The 17,809-nt window shown below is 65.6% G+C and carries 15 protein-coding genes; 6 read left to right on the forward strand and 9 right to left on the reverse strand.

Annotated features, from left to right (window positions below; translation table 11 throughout):
- Nucleotides 1-10 precede the first annotated feature (10 nt).
- The 5 genes from IB257_RS10730 to IB257_RS10750 all read right to left on the reverse strand — a co-directional run bounded on the left by IB257_RS10730 (nucleotide 11) and on the right by IB257_RS10750 (nucleotide 6,145).
- A complete protein-coding gene (locus IB257_RS10730; RefSeq protein WP_054458869.1) occupies nucleotides 11-1,027 on the reverse strand; it encodes an amino acid ABC transporter substrate-binding protein in 1,017 nt (338 codons plus the stop codon).
- 123 nt (nucleotides 1,028-1,150) lie between these two features.
- Nucleotides 1,151-3,460 carry a molybdopterin cofactor-binding domain-containing protein gene (locus IB257_RS10735; RefSeq protein ID WP_192492280.1) on the reverse strand — a complete coding sequence of 770 codons (2,310 nt, stop codon included), beginning with the start codon at nucleotides 3,458-3,460 and terminating at the stop codon, nucleotides 1,151-1,153.
- A 70-nt stretch (nucleotides 3,461-3,530) separates the two neighbouring features.
- Complete coding sequence (locus IB257_RS10740) at nucleotides 3,531-4,187, reverse strand: isochorismatase family protein (RefSeq protein ID WP_054458873.1); 657 nt, start codon at nucleotides 4,185-4,187, stop codon at nucleotides 3,531-3,533.
- Entirely contained in the window at nucleotides 4,184-5,257 is a 1,074-nt protein-coding gene (locus IB257_RS10745) for a 2,5-dihydroxypyridine 5,6-dioxygenase (RefSeq protein ID WP_192492281.1), read from the reverse strand. The genes IB257_RS10740 and IB257_RS10745 overlap by 4 nt, the downstream gene beginning before the upstream one ends.
- A 51-nt stretch (nucleotides 5,258-5,308) precedes the next feature.
- Entirely contained in the window at nucleotides 5,309-6,145 is an 837-nt protein-coding gene (locus IB257_RS10750; RefSeq protein WP_054458877.1) for an alpha/beta fold hydrolase, read from the reverse strand.
- Nucleotides 6,146-6,467: 322 nt separating this feature from the next.
- On the opposite strand from IB257_RS10750, the gene IB257_RS10755 reads away from it, so the two are divergent.
- The 4 genes from IB257_RS10755 to IB257_RS10770 all read left to right on the forward strand — a co-directional run bounded on the left by IB257_RS10755 (nucleotide 6,468) and on the right by IB257_RS10770 (nucleotide 12,570).
- Nucleotides 6,468-7,625, forward strand: coding sequence for an FAD-dependent monooxygenase (locus IB257_RS10755; RefSeq protein ID WP_054458878.1), 1,158 nt, complete (start codon nucleotides 6,468-6,470; stop codon nucleotides 7,623-7,625).
- Between the two features lie 92 nt (nucleotides 7,626-7,717).
- A complete protein-coding gene (locus tag IB257_RS10760) occupies nucleotides 7,718-8,239 on the forward strand; it encodes a (2Fe-2S)-binding protein (RefSeq protein ID WP_119451705.1) in 522 nt (173 codons plus the stop codon).
- Nucleotides 8,236-11,193 carry a cytochrome c gene (locus IB257_RS10765; protein ID WP_192492282.1) on the forward strand — a complete coding sequence of 986 codons (2,958 nt, stop codon included), beginning with the start codon at nucleotides 8,236-8,238 and terminating at the stop codon, nucleotides 11,191-11,193. The genes IB257_RS10760 and IB257_RS10765 overlap by 4 nt, the downstream gene beginning before the upstream one ends.
- Nucleotides 11,194-11,253: 60 nt before the next feature.
- Nucleotides 11,254-12,570, forward strand: coding sequence for an MFS transporter (locus IB257_RS10770; protein WP_119451707.1), 1,317 nt, complete (start codon nucleotides 11,254-11,256; stop codon nucleotides 12,568-12,570).
- A gap of 28 nt (nucleotides 12,571-12,598) precedes the next feature.
- Here the strand turns inward: IB257_RS10770 and IB257_RS10775 are convergent, their stop codons facing one another.
- Nucleotides 12,599-13,066 carry a MarR family winged helix-turn-helix transcriptional regulator gene (locus tag IB257_RS10775; protein WP_054458885.1) on the reverse strand — a complete coding sequence of 156 codons (468 nt, stop codon included), beginning with the start codon at nucleotides 13,064-13,066 and terminating at the stop codon, nucleotides 12,599-12,601.
- A gap of 189 nt (nucleotides 13,067-13,255) precedes the next feature.
- On the opposite strand from IB257_RS10775, the gene IB257_RS10780 reads away from it, so the two are divergent.
- Nucleotides 13,256-14,386: an FUSC family protein gene (locus IB257_RS10780; protein ID WP_054458887.1), complete on the forward strand. Its 1,131-nt coding sequence runs from the start codon at nucleotides 13,256-13,258 to the stop codon at nucleotides 14,384-14,386.
- A gap of 6 nt (nucleotides 14,387-14,392) precedes the next feature.
- On the opposite strand, the gene IB257_RS10785 is transcribed toward IB257_RS10780, so the two are convergent.
- Nucleotides 14,393-15,241, reverse strand: coding sequence for a DMT family transporter (locus IB257_RS10785; RefSeq protein WP_192492283.1), 849 nt, complete (start codon nucleotides 15,239-15,241; stop codon nucleotides 14,393-14,395).
- Nucleotides 15,242-15,361: 120 nt separating this feature from the next.
- Nucleotides 15,362-16,270, reverse strand: a complete 909-nt coding sequence (locus tag IB257_RS10790) for a LysR family transcriptional regulator (RefSeq protein WP_192492284.1) — start codon at nucleotides 16,268-16,270, stop codon at nucleotides 15,362-15,364.
- A gap of 97 nt (nucleotides 16,271-16,367) precedes the next feature.
- Between IB257_RS10790 and gstA the strand changes: the two genes are divergently transcribed.
- Nucleotides 16,368-16,973, forward strand: a complete 606-nt coding sequence (gene gstA, locus IB257_RS10795; protein ID WP_175159778.1) for a glutathione transferase GstA — start codon at nucleotides 16,368-16,370, stop codon at nucleotides 16,971-16,973.
- Nucleotides 16,974-17,001: 28 nt separating this feature from the next.
- Here gstA and IB257_RS10800 read toward each other — a convergent pair whose 3' ends face one another.
- Entirely contained in the window at nucleotides 17,002-17,736 is a 735-nt protein-coding gene (locus tag IB257_RS10800) for an SDR family oxidoreductase (protein WP_054458895.1), read from the reverse strand.
- Between the last annotated feature and the right edge of the window lie 73 nt (nucleotides 17,737-17,809).

Here is a 17,809-nt window from a genome sequence, read left to right on the forward strand (position 1 = left end):
TGCTGTGACTTTAGCGCACCGGCCAGCCGTACATCAGCCCGCCATCGCGGTACGAAGCGTTCAGGCCGCGCGGCAGCTTCAGCGGGCTGCTGGGGCCGAGGTTCTTCTCAAAGCTTTCGCCGTAGTTGCCGATGTTCTTGATGATGTTGTAGGCCCACTTGTCGTCCACGCCCAGGTTCTTGCCCATGCCCGGCGTCACGCCCAAGAGGCGCTGCACGTTGGGGTTGGTGCTCTTGAGCATTTCGTCGACGTTCTTGGACGTGATGCCGTATTCCTCGGCTTCCAGCATGGCGAACATGGTCCAGCGCACGACGTTGAACCATTGTTCGTCGCCTTGGCGGACCATGGGGCCCAGCGGCTCCTTGGAGAAGTTCTCCGGCAGGATGTCGTACTTTTCCGGGTTCTCCAGGTTGCTGCGCGCCGCGGCTAGCTGCGACTTGTCGCCGGTGAAGGCGTCGCAACGGCCCACTGCGAAAGCGCGGATGATCTCGTCCAGGCGCTCGACGACCACGGGCTTGAAGACGATGTTCTGCGAGCGGAACCAGTCGGCCAGGTTCAGTTCGGTGGTGGTGCCGGGCTGCACGCAGACCGTGGCGCCGTCCAGCTCCTTGGCGCTTTTCACGTTCAGGGACTTGTTCACCATGATGCCCTGGCTGTCGTAGTAGTTCACGCCCACGCCGATCAGGCCCAGCGTGGTGTCGCGCGTCAGCGAGAGCGTGGTGTTGCGGGGCAGCACGTCGACTTCGCCGGACTGCAGGGCGGTGAAGCGTTGCAGCGCGCTGACCGCCATGATCTTGGCCTTGGAGGCATCGCCGAACATGGTGATGGCCAGTGCGCGGCACAGGTCCACGTCCAGGCCGATCCAGCCGCCCTTGCTGTCGTTCACCGAGAAGCCGGCGACGCCGGTGGACACGCCGCATTGGACGAAGCCCTTGTTCTTGACCGCCTCGAAAGTCGCGCCGGCGTGGGCGGTCAAGGACGAAATGAGTAAGGCGGTGCCTGCCGCGGCCAGTTTGAGTGCTTTCATGGGTGTCTCCGCGCCATCCGGCGCATTTGTAGCGATCAGCCGAAGGCTGAGGTGCGGCGAATGGTAGCCAGCGGGCCGGGGCGGGAGTATCAGGGAATTCCCGTTAAATCCATGAGGCGGAATTTACGCGTCGCGAGCCGCCGGGAATAGCGCGGCATGCACGGCTTCAGGAGTGAAAGGCGCTTCGTAGAAGCGCAGCCCCGTCGCGTCGAATAGCGCATTGGCAATCGCCGCGGGGCCGGGAACCGACGCGGATTCGCCGGCGCCCATGGGCGGCTCGTCCTGGCGCGGCATCAACAGCACGTCGATGGCAGGCAGGTTCTTGAAGCCGATGATGGGGTATCCGCCCCATTCCCGGCAGGCCACGCCGGCGTCGTCGAAAACGACCTTCTCCAACAGGCTGCGGCTTAGCGTCTGATTGACGTTGCCATGGATCTGGTGGCGGACGCCGTCGGGATTGACGACCATGCCGGTATCCTGGCCGACGACGATGCGCTCGACCTCGATGCGCCCGCTTGCCGGATCCACGCTCAGGTCGATGACCCATGCGGCCCAGGCGGCGCCGAAACCGGGGAACTTGCTATGCACGTAGCGCGCATAGGCGACGCCCCGGCCATGCAAGCGGCCATCGGCGCCGGGGCGGCCCCGGCTGCCTGGCGTCATCGGGCGCCACTGCGCGCGGGCGGCCGTGGCTTGCAGCAACGCGATGGCGCGTGGATCCTCCAGATGGCGCAGTCGGTATTCGACAGGATCAGCGCCGGCCGCGTGCGCCAGTTCGTCGATCATGCACTCATGGGCAAAGGAGTTGGGCAGGGCCGACACCCCGCGCAACCACGATGCGCGTACCAGCGGCGCCATGTCGTGGCAGACGATGCGCCGGTTGGGATAACGATAGGGCGGCGCGGCCGTGCGGTCGCCCATTTCGAGCGTGCGAGGTTCGGCGGGAATGGCGCCAGTCAGCAGCAGGGCCAGCAATGGCGCGTCGTTGGAGGGGTAGCGGACGCCGAAGTCATAGGCCAGCAGTTCGCCGTCGGCATCGATCGCGGCGCTCACGTCCATCAATTGGCCTGTGCCCTTGGGTTCCCACTGATGTTCCTGTTCGCGCGTGAGCTGTACGCGGACCGGGGCGCCGACGGCGATCGACAGCAGCGCTGCGTCGGCGCAGACGTCGTCCGCGCAGTTGCGGCCATAGCAGCCCGCGGCCTCCAGGCGGATCAGGTCTATCCGATCCTCGCCCAGCTTGAGCAAGCGGTTCAAGTCGGCGCGCAGCATGTGGGGATTCTGCGTGCCGGTCCAGACCGTCAGGCGGCCGCCGCTGAAGTCGGCGACAGCGCAAGACGGGCCGATGGAGGCATGCATTTGATAGGGCCAGACATAGCTGCGGCGCAGATGCGTGGCGGCGCGGGCGCAGGCCGTATCGATGTCGCCTTCCTCGATCAGCGGCCGGGCCGTCGATGGATTGGCGCGGATGGCTTGCTCGAGATCATCCAGGCGCGGCGCGGGCGGAACAGGCTTCCAGCGTACTTTCAGCGCACGCATGGCGGCGATCGCCTGTTCCTCGCGATCCGCGACCACGCCGATGAAATCACCCTGCGCCACCACCTGCACGTTGCCCGGCAGGTGGGCGACGGAGTCGCGGTCCAGATCGGCCAGGCAACGGCCGATGAAGCTGCCGGCGTCACGCCCCGGATGGGGAGGGCGGATCACGCGGCCATGGCGCATGCCGGGCACGCGCACGTCGTGCACGAAGCTGAGTTCGCCGGTGGCCTTGGCGGGAATGTCGACGCGGGCGACGCCCTGTCCCACGATCTTGTATTCGTGGGCGGGCTTGAGGCGGACCTCCTGGTCAGGGGGCGCCAGGAGCAGCCGTATGTGCTGGCCGCGCAGCAGCTGTCCATAGTGCAGCTGCCGCGGGTCGTTGGCGTCGGCGGGCTGGATGACGCCCTCGCGCACCCGCAAGGCATCGCGCGGGATGTCCCATTGCCGAGCCGCGAGCATCAGCAGATGTTCGCGGGCCTGGGCCGCGGCGCGTCGCAGCGGTACCGCCGATATCTGGATGCTGGCGCTGGCGATGGTGGGTCCCTGGTTCGGGGCGGCATTGGTGTGCCCCAGCACCATCTCCAGGCGCGACAAGGGAACCTCGAGTTCTTCCGCGACGATCTGGGCCAGCGAAGTGCGGATGCCGGTGCCCAGGTCCACGTGGCCGTTGAAGGCGAGCACGCGCCAGCCGGCGGACGCGGTGTCCTGGGATGGCTGGCCGCTGTCGCCCAGCAACGCAATGAAGATCTCCGGCGTAGCCTGGACATAGTCCGACGCGACACCGGGCTGGCCGGGCGCGGGGCGCGGCGGGGCCGTGGGTTCGCGCACGACCAGCAAGGCGTCGGTATGGGCGAGCAGCGCGCCAGGCATTTCTTCAGGTTGAGGCAGGTTCATGGGGCTGACAGAGTCCGGGCCGGTGGATGATTATGCCGGCATTACCGGACGCCAAGGGCTGGGCCGCCGTTCATGGCCGCGTGTCGGTTATCGCCTGGTCCATGGGCATGACGGCGGCGTACTTCTGCGCCATGTCGAACAGGTTGGCCTCGTGCGGCCCCAGCGCGCGGTCGCCGCAGCAATCGGACACGACCAGCGGCCGGAACCCCGCCTGCATGGCGTCCACCACGCTGGCCCGCACGCAGCCGCTGGTGACGCAGCCCGCAACCAGCAGGGTCTGAACGCCGCGCTGCGCCAGCCATGGCGCCAGCATGGTGCCGAAGAAGGCGGACGGGGTGCTCTTGCGCACCACATACTCGCCGGCGGCAGGGGCCAGTTCCGGCACGATGGCGCTGTTGTGGCTGTGTTCTTTCAGCGCCAGCATGGCCGGTACCTTCAGGCAGAAGATATTGCTGTCGGCATCGTCGTCCGAGAACACGATGCGGCTGTGCGCTACCGGCCAGCCTTGCGCGCGGGCGTGGGCCAACAGATGGCGCGTCTGCGAGATGGCTTCGGGGATGTTGCCGCCGCCCAGAACGGCCGGGTCGGCGAAGCCGTTGACGAAGTCGATGATCAGCAGCCCATAGGGGGCTTTGAGCGGCAGCGGAGTGCCGAAACCCTGCCGCGCATAAGCGGAGATGTCGCCGGCTGTGTCATCGATGCGGGCGGGTTGCTGGGGCGCGTTCATTTGAGCTCTCCTCGGCGCGCAGCGCGGGCCAGTCCCGGTGCATCCTGCACGACTCCGTTAATTACGACTGGCTGGCCGTCCAGGGCGACGCTGCAGCGGCGCATCGGGATGTCGATGTGGCAGGCGGTAGTACGGCTGCCGCCAGCTTCGTTGTTGGGGCCCATGGACCACAGGAAATTGCCTTCGAAGGCGCGGGCGTCCATGCCGATATGGGCTTCCTTGTTGTAGTGGGCCAGCATGGACCACTGGGCGCGCGGCTGCAGGCCCCAGCCTATGTGGGATACGGCATAGGCCTCGGGATCTTCATACGCGGCCATGTATTCCTTGAGAATGTCGGCCTGCAGCCCGCCATTGATGCGGGTGACGTAGCCATTTTCGACCACGAGCTCGATCGGATCGGTCACGTAATCCTTCATAGGCAGCAGGATGTCTCCGCGGTCCAGTACTACGCGGCCTTGGCTATGGCCCTCGTTGGGCCAGGTCAGCACGAAGCCGCTGGGCCAATGATCCCAACGGCCGGGCTGGTCCACGAAACCATATTCGGAAATGGCGGGGAAGTCGCCCAACTGGCAGCGCAGATCGGTGCCGGCCGCCGACGTGATGTGCATTTGGCGCGATGCTTCGATCAGGCTGGCGGCGGCCTGCACGCGGGCGCGGTCCGCCTCGCTCGGCACCAGCCGGCACAGCACTTCGGGCGGCTCGATCGCCAGCAGGATCTTGGTGCCGGTCTGCAGGATCTCGTGTTGTTCGGGGGAGAACAGCAGTGTCATCAGGTCCAGCACCAGGTCGCTGGCGGTCAGTGCCGCGATGGCCGCGGCATTGCCGGTCAGTGGCGTAGCGCCCAGATACGCCAGGGCGTCGCGGCTGATGGACTTGTCGGCGTTGACGGGCGGCAGGTCCAGCCGGGTGACGCGCGCGCCCATGTCGGTGGCTGCGGCGATGGCGCAACGCAGGGTCTGCGGATGCGTGTCGGCGCCGGTAAGCACGGTGACAATCTGGCCGGCTTCCAGCCGGGAGAGGGCGAGCACCTGTTTCCAGGCATGGATCAGATCGGTATCGCTGACGGACATGAGGGTTCCTTGAAGCGGCTGAATGGAGGCGTGCAGGTCCCGTGCGCGGTATCAGTCCACGGCGTGGCCGAGGAAATCGCCGAAGGCGGCGTAGAAGCCGGCTTCGTTGTCCCACGGAATCATGTGGCCGGCGCCCGACACCCGGACGTGCTGCGTCTGCGGCGCCAGGCCTTGCCATTCGGCGACGTCCTCATCGCTCACGACGCCGCCCCGTTCGGCGGTCATCAGCAGCAGGGGCAAGGCGATGCCAGGCAGGTCGGCGTGTATGTCGTCGCGGCCGAAATCCTCGAAGCTCTGGACGATGGCGGGTTCATGGCAGGTGTGCAGCCACTGGGCGCGCAACTGGCGTTGCGGTTCGGTCCAGGTCGGGCAGAACGCCCGCATGTCTTCGGCGGTCATGCCGCGCGTCGCTTGCCGGATGGAGTCCACGTACCACGCCAGGTTGGCGGGGTAGGCGCGGCGGCCCGGGCCCGAGACGGGCGGGTCGACGATGACCAGGCGCGCCAGCCCCTGCGGCTTCTTGCCCGCGGCGCGCACGGCGATGCGGCCGCCCATGGAGTGGCCGACCAGCGCATAGCGCTCCAGTCCCAGCGCCTGCGCGAACGCCGTCACGTCGGCCGCTTGCGCGTCCAGGCCATAGTCCAGGTCAGGCCCGGACGCCGACAGCCCGCGTCCGCGCACGTCCAGCACATAGGTGTCGAATTGGCGGCCCAGGCGTTCGGCCACGAAGCCCCAGGTGACGGCGGGGCTGGTGATGCCGGGAATGATGATGACCGCGAGGCGTTCGGCGCGTTCGCCCTCAGGGCCGCCATAGCGCAGGTAGTGCTGGCGGATGCCGTTCGCATGGACCTGGCCGCCGTAGAGATAGGTGCTGGAGTTCGTCGTCATGGGGGTGCCTTGAGAATCGGACCTAGGGTTTCCGATAAATTCAAAATAAAGTGTATACGCTCTATTCTTGCAAAGAGTGAGGCCGGTAGCCAACCTGGTTTTAGTAGTGGTTTTCACCTAATAAGGTGAAAAACATACGATATTTTTGATTTCGATTTTCGGAATTGCGAGCAAGTTGAAATTCTTGATATCAAAAAATGAAGTGTGTACTTCATAAATTTTCAACTCCAGCGCCTGGCGGCAGCATCTTCGTAAGCCGGCCGGCAACGCGTTCGCGCAATCACTTGTCCAGTCATTCATCATTCAGCAAGGAGTAGCCCCCGTGTCCAAATCCCCTCGTATCGCCATTGTTGGCGCCGGTCTTGGCGGCGCCGCAACCGCTGCGCTGCTGCTCAAGGAAGGACTGAACGTCCGTGTCTACGAGCAGGCGTCGGGGTTTTCGCGGCTAGGGGCTGGCATCCATGTGGGGCCGAACGTCATGAAGATCCTGCGGCGGATCGGCGTCGAAGATGCGCTGAACGCGCAAGGCTCCCACCCGGACTACTGGTATAGCCGCCATTGGGAGACGGGCGATATCCTGGCGCAGATCCCGCTGGGCGACTACGCCGTCAAGAACTACGGCGCGTCCTATCTCACCGTGCATCGGGGCGACTTCCACGCGCTGCTGATCGATGCCTTGCCGAAAAGCGCCGTCGCCTACGGCAAATCGCTGACCAAGGTCGAGGACCGGGGCGATGTGGTGGTGATGCACTTTGCCGACGGTACGTCCGAAGAGGCCGATATCGTGATCGGCGCCGACGGCGTGAACTCCCGCATCCGCGAAGAGTTGCTGGGGCCGGAACTGCCTAAGTACGCGGGCTATCTGGCGCACCGCGCGGTGTTCCCCACGCCGCCGGTCAAGAACGGCATGCTGCCCTTCGATTCCTGCGTCAAGTGGTGGAGCGACGACCGCCACATGATGGTCTATTTCGTGACAGGAAAGGCCGACGAGCTCTATTACGTGACCGGCGTGCCGGTAGAACACTGGGACTTGAACGACCGCTGGCTGCCCAGCAGCAAGGATGAAATGCGCGAGGCTTTCAACGGCTGGCATCCCACGGTGCAGGCGCTGATCGACGCCACCGTCGAAGTGACCAAATGGTCGTTGCTGGAACGCGATCCGCTGCCGCTGTGGAGCCGCGGGCGCATGGTGCTGTTGGGCGACGCCTGCCATCCGATGAAGCCGCACATGGCGCAGGGCGCAGCCATGGCGATCGAGGACGGCGCAATGCTGGCGCGCTGCTTCCGGGAAGTAGGCGTAGATAAGCATGAACTGGCGTTTGCACTGTATGAGGCGAACCGCGCGGAACGCGCCAGCAAGGTGCAGCGCATTTCGCACGACAACACCTGGCTGCGCACCAATGAAGACCCTTCGTGGTGCTTCGGCTATGACGTGTTCAACGAACCGTTGGTCGAACCCAAGGCGCGAGCCGTGGCGTAAGGGTTTGCGCTGCGTGGGGAAAAATGGACTTGATCCCCGGCCTGCGTAGCGGCAACCTTCCTACCTTTCAAACTCAGCCACGTGCCACGCCCATGGGATCCACCGTCTATCCAAGCAGCGCCCCGCAGCCGATCCGCCTGATGGTGAATGGATGCGCGCACGATGTGCCGGCTGCGCCCGGCACGGCGCTGCTGCACGTGCTGCGCAATGATCTCGAACTCAATGGCCCGAAGTACGGCTGTGGCCTGGGTGAGTGCGGGGCCTGCACAGTGTTGATAGATGGCGTGGCGGCGCGGTCCTGCGTGATTCCAGTCAAGGCCGCGCTTGGACGTGCGATCACCACGCTGGAGGGCCTGGGTACGCGGCAACGGCCCGGGCCAACCCAGCAAGCCTTCATCGAGTGTCAGGCGGCGCAATGCGGTTACTGCCTGAACGGGATGATCATGACGGTGGAGGCGCTGCTGCGGCGCAATCCCTGCCCCACTGAAGCGGCATTGCGCAGCGAGTTGCACCACAACCTGTGCCGCTGCGGCACCCATGTAGAGATCATGCAGGCGGCCGTGCGCGCCGTGCAATTGCGCACGGCTGGCGTCGCGGACGATCCCGCCCCATGAGCGCGCACGTTTTCGGGGCCCCGCCGGCAAATGGCGGCCTGCCGACGGTTTTGCCCGCCGACGTATTGCATGGCATTGCGCTGCGGCCGCCTGAACTGGCGTGGGACGGCCTGCGCTACCGCGGGAGCCGGCTGCTGAGCGCGAGACTGGCAGAGGCCGGAGCCCTGGCTGGCGTGGTGGCGACGACGCAGCGTGCGCAGTTCATCGGCGTGGTTGCGGTGACCCTGCTGTATGCCCGGCAAGCCGCGGCAGAGTTGGCCCCCGTGTGGCAATCGACTGATGCGGGCGAGACAACACGCATGTCCACATCCGGCTCGGAGCAGATCCGTTACGGCTTGCGCCTGCCGTCGGCCGAGCCGCAAGCCGGCGTTCGCGTCACGGCTTGGAGCGTCGATGGGTATGCAGGCGTATGGCTGCCGCCGTGTGCGCCTGGCGTGCAGCATATTCTGCGGCGTGAGCTCGCGGCCTTGCTAGAGCTGCCCGAGGCCGCGATACGGCTGAACATTGTTGACGCCAATGGTGCGAGCGCAGTCCACCAGAACATGCCGCATCCGCTGGATCTGATGGATGCGGCTGCGGACGCTGCCGTGCTGTCGCAGGCCGTGGGCCGGCCTGTCTGCGTGGCCTGCCGCGCAGAGGCTGCGGACGAACTGGTGTTGCAAGCCCCTCAACCAGCGGTAGCGCCGGAACCTGCCTCGAACCCGCATGCAACGACGCCTGGCGTCGAGAGCACTCGCGATCAGCCCGCGATCCTGTGGGCGGACGCATCCTGGGCCATGCGCCCGAGCCTGGCGCGCTTGTTGAGCCAGCCCGCGCACGCGCGCGCGTCCGCCCAAGCGACGGTGCGCAGCGATTTCGCCGTGCAGGCCGGTACTCGGGCGGCGCTTCCCCTGCGCGCCAGCGTTGACGAGTTGAATGCGGCGCAAGTGTTTGCCCAGGAAAGCCTGTGGCATGAGCAGGCTTTGGCCCGCGGCGAGGAACCGCTCGCGTGGCGCCTGCGGCATTTGCCCGAAGGACCGGGGCTGGAACTCGCGCGCCAGGTGGTGGAGCGGGCGGAGCTGTCCAGGGACGACAACGACGCGCCGCGCATCGGCGCGTTGCGCGGCACAGGCTTCGCCACGGCGCAGGTGCAGTGCGAGGACGAGACGGGTGCCGCGCGGACGGTATGGAGCGCCTGGGTGGCCGAGGTCACCGTACAGCCTCTTACCGGTCAGGTCGATGTGACGCGGGTGGTCGCCGGGCATGACAGCCAGCACTTGCAGCAGGCCCAAGGCGCGCCGATACGTGCGGCAATCGAGCATCAGACGCCCCGGCTGCTGGCCAATGCCCGTCGCCTGCTGGCGGGGCCGCCAGTCTTCGATGACTGGCGCAGTCCAGCGCTGGATGCCGAAGACGAACAGCTCGGCGCATTGAGCCTATACGAAGGACACGATGGCCTGTCGCGCCGTGATGCAACCGAGGACGGCGTGTTGGTCCAGGGACAATTGGGCATGGATGGCGTGGTTACGCTGCCCGCCGCAGCCGCCATTGCCAACGCGATCCAGGACGCAACGGGCGTGCGCCTGCGGCAGGCGCCTTTCGATTCCGAGCAGTTGCGGCTGGCGCTCGCCAGCCGTCGCCGCGAGCGCATGCGCAATCCGCTGAGGCGCGGCTGGGTCTGGCTGGCGACAGGCATGGCGGGCGTCGCCGGCATGGCCGCCGCGCTCTGGCCTGTCAAACCGGCGCTGCCGTTGACGGCCGGTCCCGACGTGTCGCTGTATTCGTCACGCGCGATCGAGCGCGGTCGCCTGGTGGCGGCCGCGGGCGATTGCATTGCCTGCCACACCGCGCCGGGCGGCAAGGCCAATGCCGGCGGCCTGGCGCTGGACACGCCATTCGGCACGATCTACACCACCAACATCACGCCTGACAACGAGACAGGCATCGGCCGGTGGTCATACACGGCGTTCGAGCGCGCCGTGCGCCAAGGCGTGCATCAGGACGGGCGCCAGCTGTACCCGGCCTTTCCGTACACGGCCTACGCCAAGCTGAGCGACGCCGACATGCAGGCGCTGTACGGCTATCTGATGTCGCAGCCCGCCGTGCGCGCCGAGCCGCCAAAGACGCAGCTGGCCTTCCCCTTCAGTTTCCGTCCCTTGCTGGCAGGCTGGAATGCGTTGTTTCACGACGCCACGCCGTTCACGCCCGATGCGTCGCGCAGCGCGGAGTGGCTGCGGGGAGCCTATCTGGTGCAGGGGGCCGGACACTGCGCGGCATGCCACTCGCCGCGCAACCGCCTGGGGGCGGAAAAGACGGGCGTGCTTTACCTGGCTGGCGGCGAGGCCGAGGGCTGGACCGCGCCGGCACTGAACCAATTGGCTGCGGGCTCGCGGGCCTGGACGGGAGAGGAACTGTTCCAGTATCTGCGTACGGGGTACTCGCCCCGCCACGGTGTGGCGGCGGGTCCGATGGCGCCGGTGATCCAGGGGTTGGCCGAGCTGCCGGACAGCGACGTAAGGGCCATCACCACGTATTTGCTGGATCTGCCGCAAGCGGCGGGCTCTGCCGGGGCCAAAGCTGCTGAGGCCTCGCCGGCTCCAGCGCCGGCCGCAGCCACGATCCAATCCCTACAGGGCCGGCGGGCAAACGGCGAACGCGTCTACCAGAACGCATGCGCGGTCTGCCACGAGGCGGGCAGCGGCCCGACGCTGTTTGGCGTGAAACCCCAATTGAACGCGAACACCAATCTGCACGCCGCTACGCCCGACAACCTGATCCAGGTGATTCTCAACGGCATCCAGAATCCGGCCAATGACGAGCTGGGCTACATGCCGGGATTCAAGGACAGCCTTGACGACAGACAGATCGCGGACCTGGTCGGCTATTTGCGGGAACGCTACGCGCCAGGGAAAGACGCCTGGCCAGACACGACGAACACGATTAGCAAGCTGCGCGAGCACGCGGAGCTGAACTAAAGGAAGCGCGGCCACAACGCGTGCGGCAGTTTGTGTTGATCACAACAAGGGGTTTCATCTATGTCAGCTTCATTGGTTTCAGTGGACAAGGCCATCCTGGTGGCCGGCGTCGGCAAGTTCCAGTATCGGCTATTCGTGATTTTTGGCCTGGTCTGGATGGCCGATGCCATGCAGGTGCTGTCGATCGGCTTCAGCGCGCCGTCGATCGCCAAGACCTTTGGCATTACCGTGCCGCAGGCACTGCAAAGCGGCACGTTCTTCTTCATCGGCATGCTGATTGGCGCGTTCGTGTTCGGACGCATGGCCGACCGCATTGGCCGCCGCCCTGTCCTGATGATTGCGGTGATCATCGACGCTTGCGCCGGCGTGGCGTCGGCCTTTGCGCCTGAATTCACCTGGCTGCTGTTCCTGCGCTTCCTGACCGGCATCGGCGTGGGCGGCACGCTACCGGTGGACTACACGATGATGGCCGAGTTCCTGCCCAGCGACCGCCGCGGCCGCTGGCTGGTGCTGCTGGAATCGTTCTGGGCCGTGGGCACCATTCTTCTCGCGCTGCTGGCGCTGGCGGCGACGTCGTGGGGCGACGACGCATGGCGCGTGATCTTCTTCGTGACCGGCCTGCCGGCGCTGGTCGGGGTGGCCTTGCGCTTCTATATCCCCGAATCTCCCATGTACTTGAACCGCAACGGCAAGTCGGACCGGGCGCGCAAGGTGCTGGAAAGGGTGGCGCGGGTCAACCGCCGCGATGTGGACATGCCCCACTTGCAGCCCGAGACGCCGGTGCATAAGTCCATGTTCGCGCTGTTCTCGGGCAACTATCGGCGCCGCAGTATCGGGCTGTTCCTTGCATGGGCGCTGATCTCCATCGCGTACTACGGCGTTTTTGTCTATCTGCCGGTGAAGCTCAGCACTGAAGGCTTCGCATTCATGCGCGGGCAGGAGTTCCTGGTGGTGCTGGCGCTGGTGCAACTGCCCGGCTTCGCGCTGTCCGCCTACGGCGTGGAGCGCTGGGGACGCAAGCCCACGCTGGTCGGATTCCTGTTGCTGAGCGCGGTGGGATGCATGCTGTACAGCCTGGGCACGTCGCCGTTCGTGGTGATCGGATCTACCCTGCTGATGAGTTTCTCGCTGCTGGGAACGTGGGGCGCCTTGTACGCGTTCACGCCGGAGGTGTATCCGACCGACCTGCGTGCCAGCGGCATGGGCATGGCGGGAGCCGTGGCGCGTTTCGGCGGACTTTTCGCGCCGGCCATCATCGCGCCCATCATGGCCAGTCACTTCACGCTGTCCTTGGCCGTGCTGTCCAGCATGCTGGTCGCAGGCGCCATCGCGATCTGGTCGGTCGACGTGGAATCGCGTAACCGCGCGCTGGACTGACCTTCACCTGACGAACGGCGGCGAACAGTCAACCCTGTTCGTCGCCGTTCAGCATTTTCGTCAATAGATAGTTCAGCGCCAGGCGTTCGGCAGGATTCAGGTTGCCGTACGTGCTTTCCGTGATCTGCTTGGCGAACGGCTCCATCTGCTGCACCAGTTCCTGGCCGATGGGCGTCAGGTTGATGACGACTTTGCGGCGGTCGACGGGGTCATGGTCCACCTGGACCAGTTCACGCTGCTTGAGCCTGTCGACCACGCCGCGCACAGTGGCCTGGTCGATGACCGTGGCCTTGACCAGATCGGCCAGCGAGCTCGCGCCCTTGTCCCGCACCGAACACAGCACGACGAATTGCGCCGCGGTGAGTTGGGAATCGGGAATGTACTGCTGGAATAGGGCGGTATGCCGCTGGTACACGCGCCGCAGCAGGTGACCGACTTGATCAGAAAACAAATAGCCATCCGTATTGGACGAGGACTTGCCTTTTATATTGCGCATAAGCCTATCCGAAGCAATGCAATGAGCATCATGATTTTTGTCAACGGCACACGCATTGGACGTGCTGAACGTACGGACTGAGCACGGATTTTACTGTGATGCCGCCGGTTGGGCGTCCTTGCCGCCTCTATCCACATTGCAGCCAGGCGGCGACAATGGCAAGCATGGAATTTCCGATCGGGCCTGTACATGAACAATAGCGATGAGCCGCAGGGCGGCGGCGGCCGTCCCGATTCCTGGCGTTCATTCGCCTTTGCAAAAGCGCGCCTTTTGGGCGTGTGGCGCGAACTGATCCGGGTCAACGCCAGCGACCGGCCCTGGGAAATGCCCTTGGCCGCGGCCCTGTCCTCTGGGCTGCCCTTGCTGGTGGGTGCCTATTTCGGCCGCATGGACTACGGCCTGATGTCGAGCCTGGGCGGCATGGTGTTCCTGAGCCTGCCCAATTCATCGCTGCAGCACCGCATGATGATGCTGTTGGCGGCGTCCTTCGGCATGGTGGCCTGCTATGCGGTGGGCGCGCTGACGCAGTTCTGGCCTGCTGTCATGCTGGTGGCGTTGACCTTCATCGCCATGGTGGTGAACATGGTCTGCCGCTGCTACCGGCTGGGGCCGCCGGGCAGCCTGTTCTACATCATGGCGACTGCGATCGCGGCCTACACGCCGGGGAGCGTGGAAGAAATCCCCACACGCGTCGGCATGGTGGCCTTGGGCAGCCTGGTCGCGTGCCTGGTGGCGTTTGTGTATTCCCTGCACATGACGCGAGTCGCGCCGCCGCCGCCCGAAACCGCGTTGCCCAGGCCCACGTTCGATTTCGTGGTCTACGACTCCGTGATCATCGGCCTGTTCGTGGGTGTGTCCCTGTTGGTGGCCGAGTTGCTGCAACTGCCGCGCCCCTACTGGGTGCCCGTCAGTTGCCTGGCCATCATCCAGGGCGCGACGTTGATGGCGGCCTGGAACCGTCAATTGCATCGCATCCTGGGCACCGCCGTGGGCTTGTGCGTGGCATGGGCCTTGTTGAGCCTGCCGCTGAACGTATGGACCCTGAGCCTGGTGATGATGGCGCTGTCGTTCGGCATAGAAACGCTGGTGGTGCGCCATTACGCCAGCGCGGTGGTGCTGATCACGCCCTTGACGATCTTCCTGGCCGAGGCGCCGCACCTGGGCCAAGGCTATCCCGCCGCCGTCATCGAGGCGCGCTTCCTGGACACGGTGGTCGGCGCATTCATCGGCGCCGTGGGCGCCGTGCTGCTGCACAACCAGCGCATCCGGCCGCGCCTGTCGCGCTGGATGCGGGCGGTGCTGCCCAAGCGCGTGAACTGAAAAGGGCTATCGAGCCGGCCGCTTGACCAGCACCACCAACGCGATGCCGAGCAGGATCAGCACCGACGCCGTTACCAGGATTCCGGTCACAGGCTCATCCAGGAACAGGGTCCCGCCAAATGCCGTCAACACCGGCACGCTGAGCTGCACGGTGGCGGCGTGAGTCACTTTCAGGCCTTTGAGCGCCGCATACCAGAAGACATAGCCCAGGCCCGAGGTCACCGCGCCGGAAGCCACGGCATATGCCACGCCCGCAGCGTCGTAGCCCACGCGTGAGCTCAGCCCGTGCAGCAGGAATAGCAACAATGCGACAGGCGTGGCGCGGATGAAGTTGCCCGCCGTCGCGGACGCCGCGTCCCTGGCGCTGCGGCCCAGCAGCGAATAGGCGCCCCACGCGACGCCCGCCGCGATCATCAGCAAGGCATGGAACAACGGCGGCGCGCTGATGCTGGGCAGCATCAGGATCACCAGGCCGGCCACCGCCAGGCCTATGCCCAGCCCCTGCGTGATGCTTAGCCTCTCGCCGATGAAGAATCCGTACAGGATCATGCTGATCTGGATCGACGCGAACAGCAGCAAGGCGCCGGTTCCTGCCGGGATCTGGGTGTAGGCATAGGCGAAGGCCACGGCATAGGCCAGCAGCGCCAACGCACCATGCCAATTGCCTTCCAGCTGTTTGGCCGGCTTGCGCATGCGTAATACCAGCCACAGCACCAATGCGCCGGAAGCGATGCGGATGGCCACGAAGGTGGCAGGATCGATGGCGGTGTGCTTGAGCGCAAGGCGGCACAGCAGCGAATTGCCGGCGAAGGCAAGCATGGAGAGCAGGGTGAGCGCGTACAGGCGGGGTGTCATGGCGCGGTGTTTCCCTTGGGCAGCGCTTCGGCGATCGTGTCCGGAAAAAGCGGGATGGAACGATGATCAGATCGTAGCGCGGAGTTTCGGCTGGCGGTTGGGATACGCGTGCGATTCGTCTCAGTGGGTACGTACTTTGGCCGAAGCTTTTGAGCTGAGGGCATGGGCGGCATGCTGCCACAGCGCGCCCACTGCCGCGGATTGCCGTCCAGCGGCAGAGCGCACCAGCCCAAACTCCCGGCGCGCCGCCGGGCTCAGCGGCAAGGCGCGCAACTGGCGCATGTCCGCGGGCAGCGTGGACTCGGGAACCACCGCGACCCCCATGCCCTCGCGCACCAGCGCGCAGGCGCTGGCCCAGTCGCGGACCGTGACGCGGATGTCGTTGAGTTCCAGTCCGGCCTTGCGCGCCAGGCTCAGGCCATTCACGGCGCAGCCGCCGGTCGCGAGAATGAACGGTTCATCGGCCAGCTCGGCCAGTGCGACGCCCCGCGACGACGCGCGGCGGCTGAGCGCATGCATGCCGGGCAGCAGCGCCATCCAGCGATCGCGGCCCAGGATCAGGGCTTGCCTTTGCGTTGCGGGGTTCATCACCACGCCCAGATCGATGGCGCCGCGCGACAGCCATTCCTCGACCTCTTCATCCGTGCCCTCCAAGGCCACCACCTCGATGCCGGGGTGGCGCAGCCGGAAGCCGTGCAGCAGGGGCGGCAGCAGCGTCGAGATGACCGAGGGAAAGCTGCCCAGCCGAATGCGGCCCCGGCTCAGTCCCTGGCTGTCGTCGGCCAGGGCGCGGATGGACTCCAGGTGAGACAGCATCGCGCGGGCGTGATCGATGACCTGTTCGCCCAGCGCCGTTACCGCCACTTCCTTGCGGGAACGGGTGAAGACCTGGAGCCCCAGCGACGCTTCCAGCTGCGCAATGGCCTGGCTGGCGCCGGACTGGGTGATGCCCACGCGCTCGGCGGCGCGGGAGATGTTGCCTGTGTCGGCCGTCGCGACGAGCAGGCGCCAATGCCCCAGGTTCAACATATTAAGTAGCTGAGCTAATGATAAGAGAATGGAGCATTAATTTTACCTGTGTGTCGCGGCGCGAGAGACTGCTCCCCTGTTGTTCCCTGGAGATGTCATGAAACTCTACTACGCCCCGCATACCTGCTCGCTATCGCCGCATATCGTCTTGCGCGAACTTGAATTGCCCTTCGAACTGGTCAAGGTGAACAACCAGACCAAGCAGACCGCGGACGGCCGCGATTTCCGCACCATCAATCCCAAAGGCTATGTCGCCGCGCTGGAGCTGGTAGATGGCGATGTGCTCACTGAAGGGCCGGCCATCGTCCAGTACCTGGCCGACCTGCGTCCTGGCATGCAGCTGGCGCCACCCAATGGCACGCGCGAACGCACGCGGCTGCAGGAATGGCTGAACTTCCTAACCAGCGAGATCCACGCAGGATCGGCGCCCTTGTTCCAGTCGGCCTTGCCCGAAGCCGCCAAGGCGCATTTCCGCGAACGGCTCTTCAAGCGCTTCGACTACTTGGACGGCATCCTGGCCGAAAGCACCTACTTGATGGGCCAGCAGTTCAGCGTGGCCGATGCCTATCTGTTTACCGTGCTGGGATGGTGCAGGTTCTTTGCGATCGACCTGGATCGCTGGCCATCCCTGGCGGCATACGCGGCCCGCATCGGAGAGCGCCCTGCGGTGCGGGCCGCGCTGCGCGCGGAGGCGCAGGGCTGAACGTCATGCGGCCACGGCAACGGATGCATTAGGCCTGTTGGCGCGTGGCCGCCAGCACGATTTCCCGCACGCAAACCCCGTCCGGCTGCGCATAGGCGTAGTGGATGGCGTTGGCCACGTCCTCGGCGGCCAGCACCTTGCCGCCCATCTCGGCCTTCCAGGCCTCGTAGCCCGTCTTGATGTCCGCATCGGTGGTATGGCCCAGCAGCTCGGTTTCCACGGCGCCCGGCGCGATGGTGGTCACGCGCACGTTGTGCGCCGACAGTTCCTCGCGCAGGTTTTCCGAGAGGCCGTGCACGGCGAACTTGGTGCCCACGTAAGCCACGTGATTGGGAAAGGTCTTGCGCCCGGCCACTGAACTGATGTTGATGATGCTGCCGCGCTTGCGTTGGACCATGCCCGCCGCGACCGCATGCACGCCGTTCAGCACGCCTTTGACGTTCACGTCCAGCATCCGGTCCCATTGGTCCGGGTCCTGGCGCGTGATGTCGCCCAACAGCATGACGCCCGCATTGTTGATGAGCGCATCGGCCGGCCCGAAGCGCGCTTCGCCTTCCTGCACGGCGGCGGCCAGCGCGGCGCGGTCGGTCACGTCCACGGACAGCGCCAGGGTGTCGGGCAGGTTCAGCGCCTGCATTTTTTCCAGCCGGCGGGCCAGCAGCAGTAGCGGGTGGCCGTGAGCCGAGAACAGGCGGGCGGTGGCCAGGCCGATGCCGGAGCTGGCGCCCGTGATGATGACAAGGGGTTTTTTCAAGGTAGACATGGTGGATTCCTGATATCGGTTTTATGTATGCTTGAGTGATCGGAAATCATTCTATTCCCGGGAATTCGCCCTG

The sequence above is a fragment of the Achromobacter sp. ACM03 genome, from assembly GCF_014851665.1.
GTDB classification, from domain to species: domain Bacteria; phylum Pseudomonadota; class Gammaproteobacteria; order Burkholderiales; family Burkholderiaceae_B; genus Achromobacter; species Achromobacter aegrifaciens.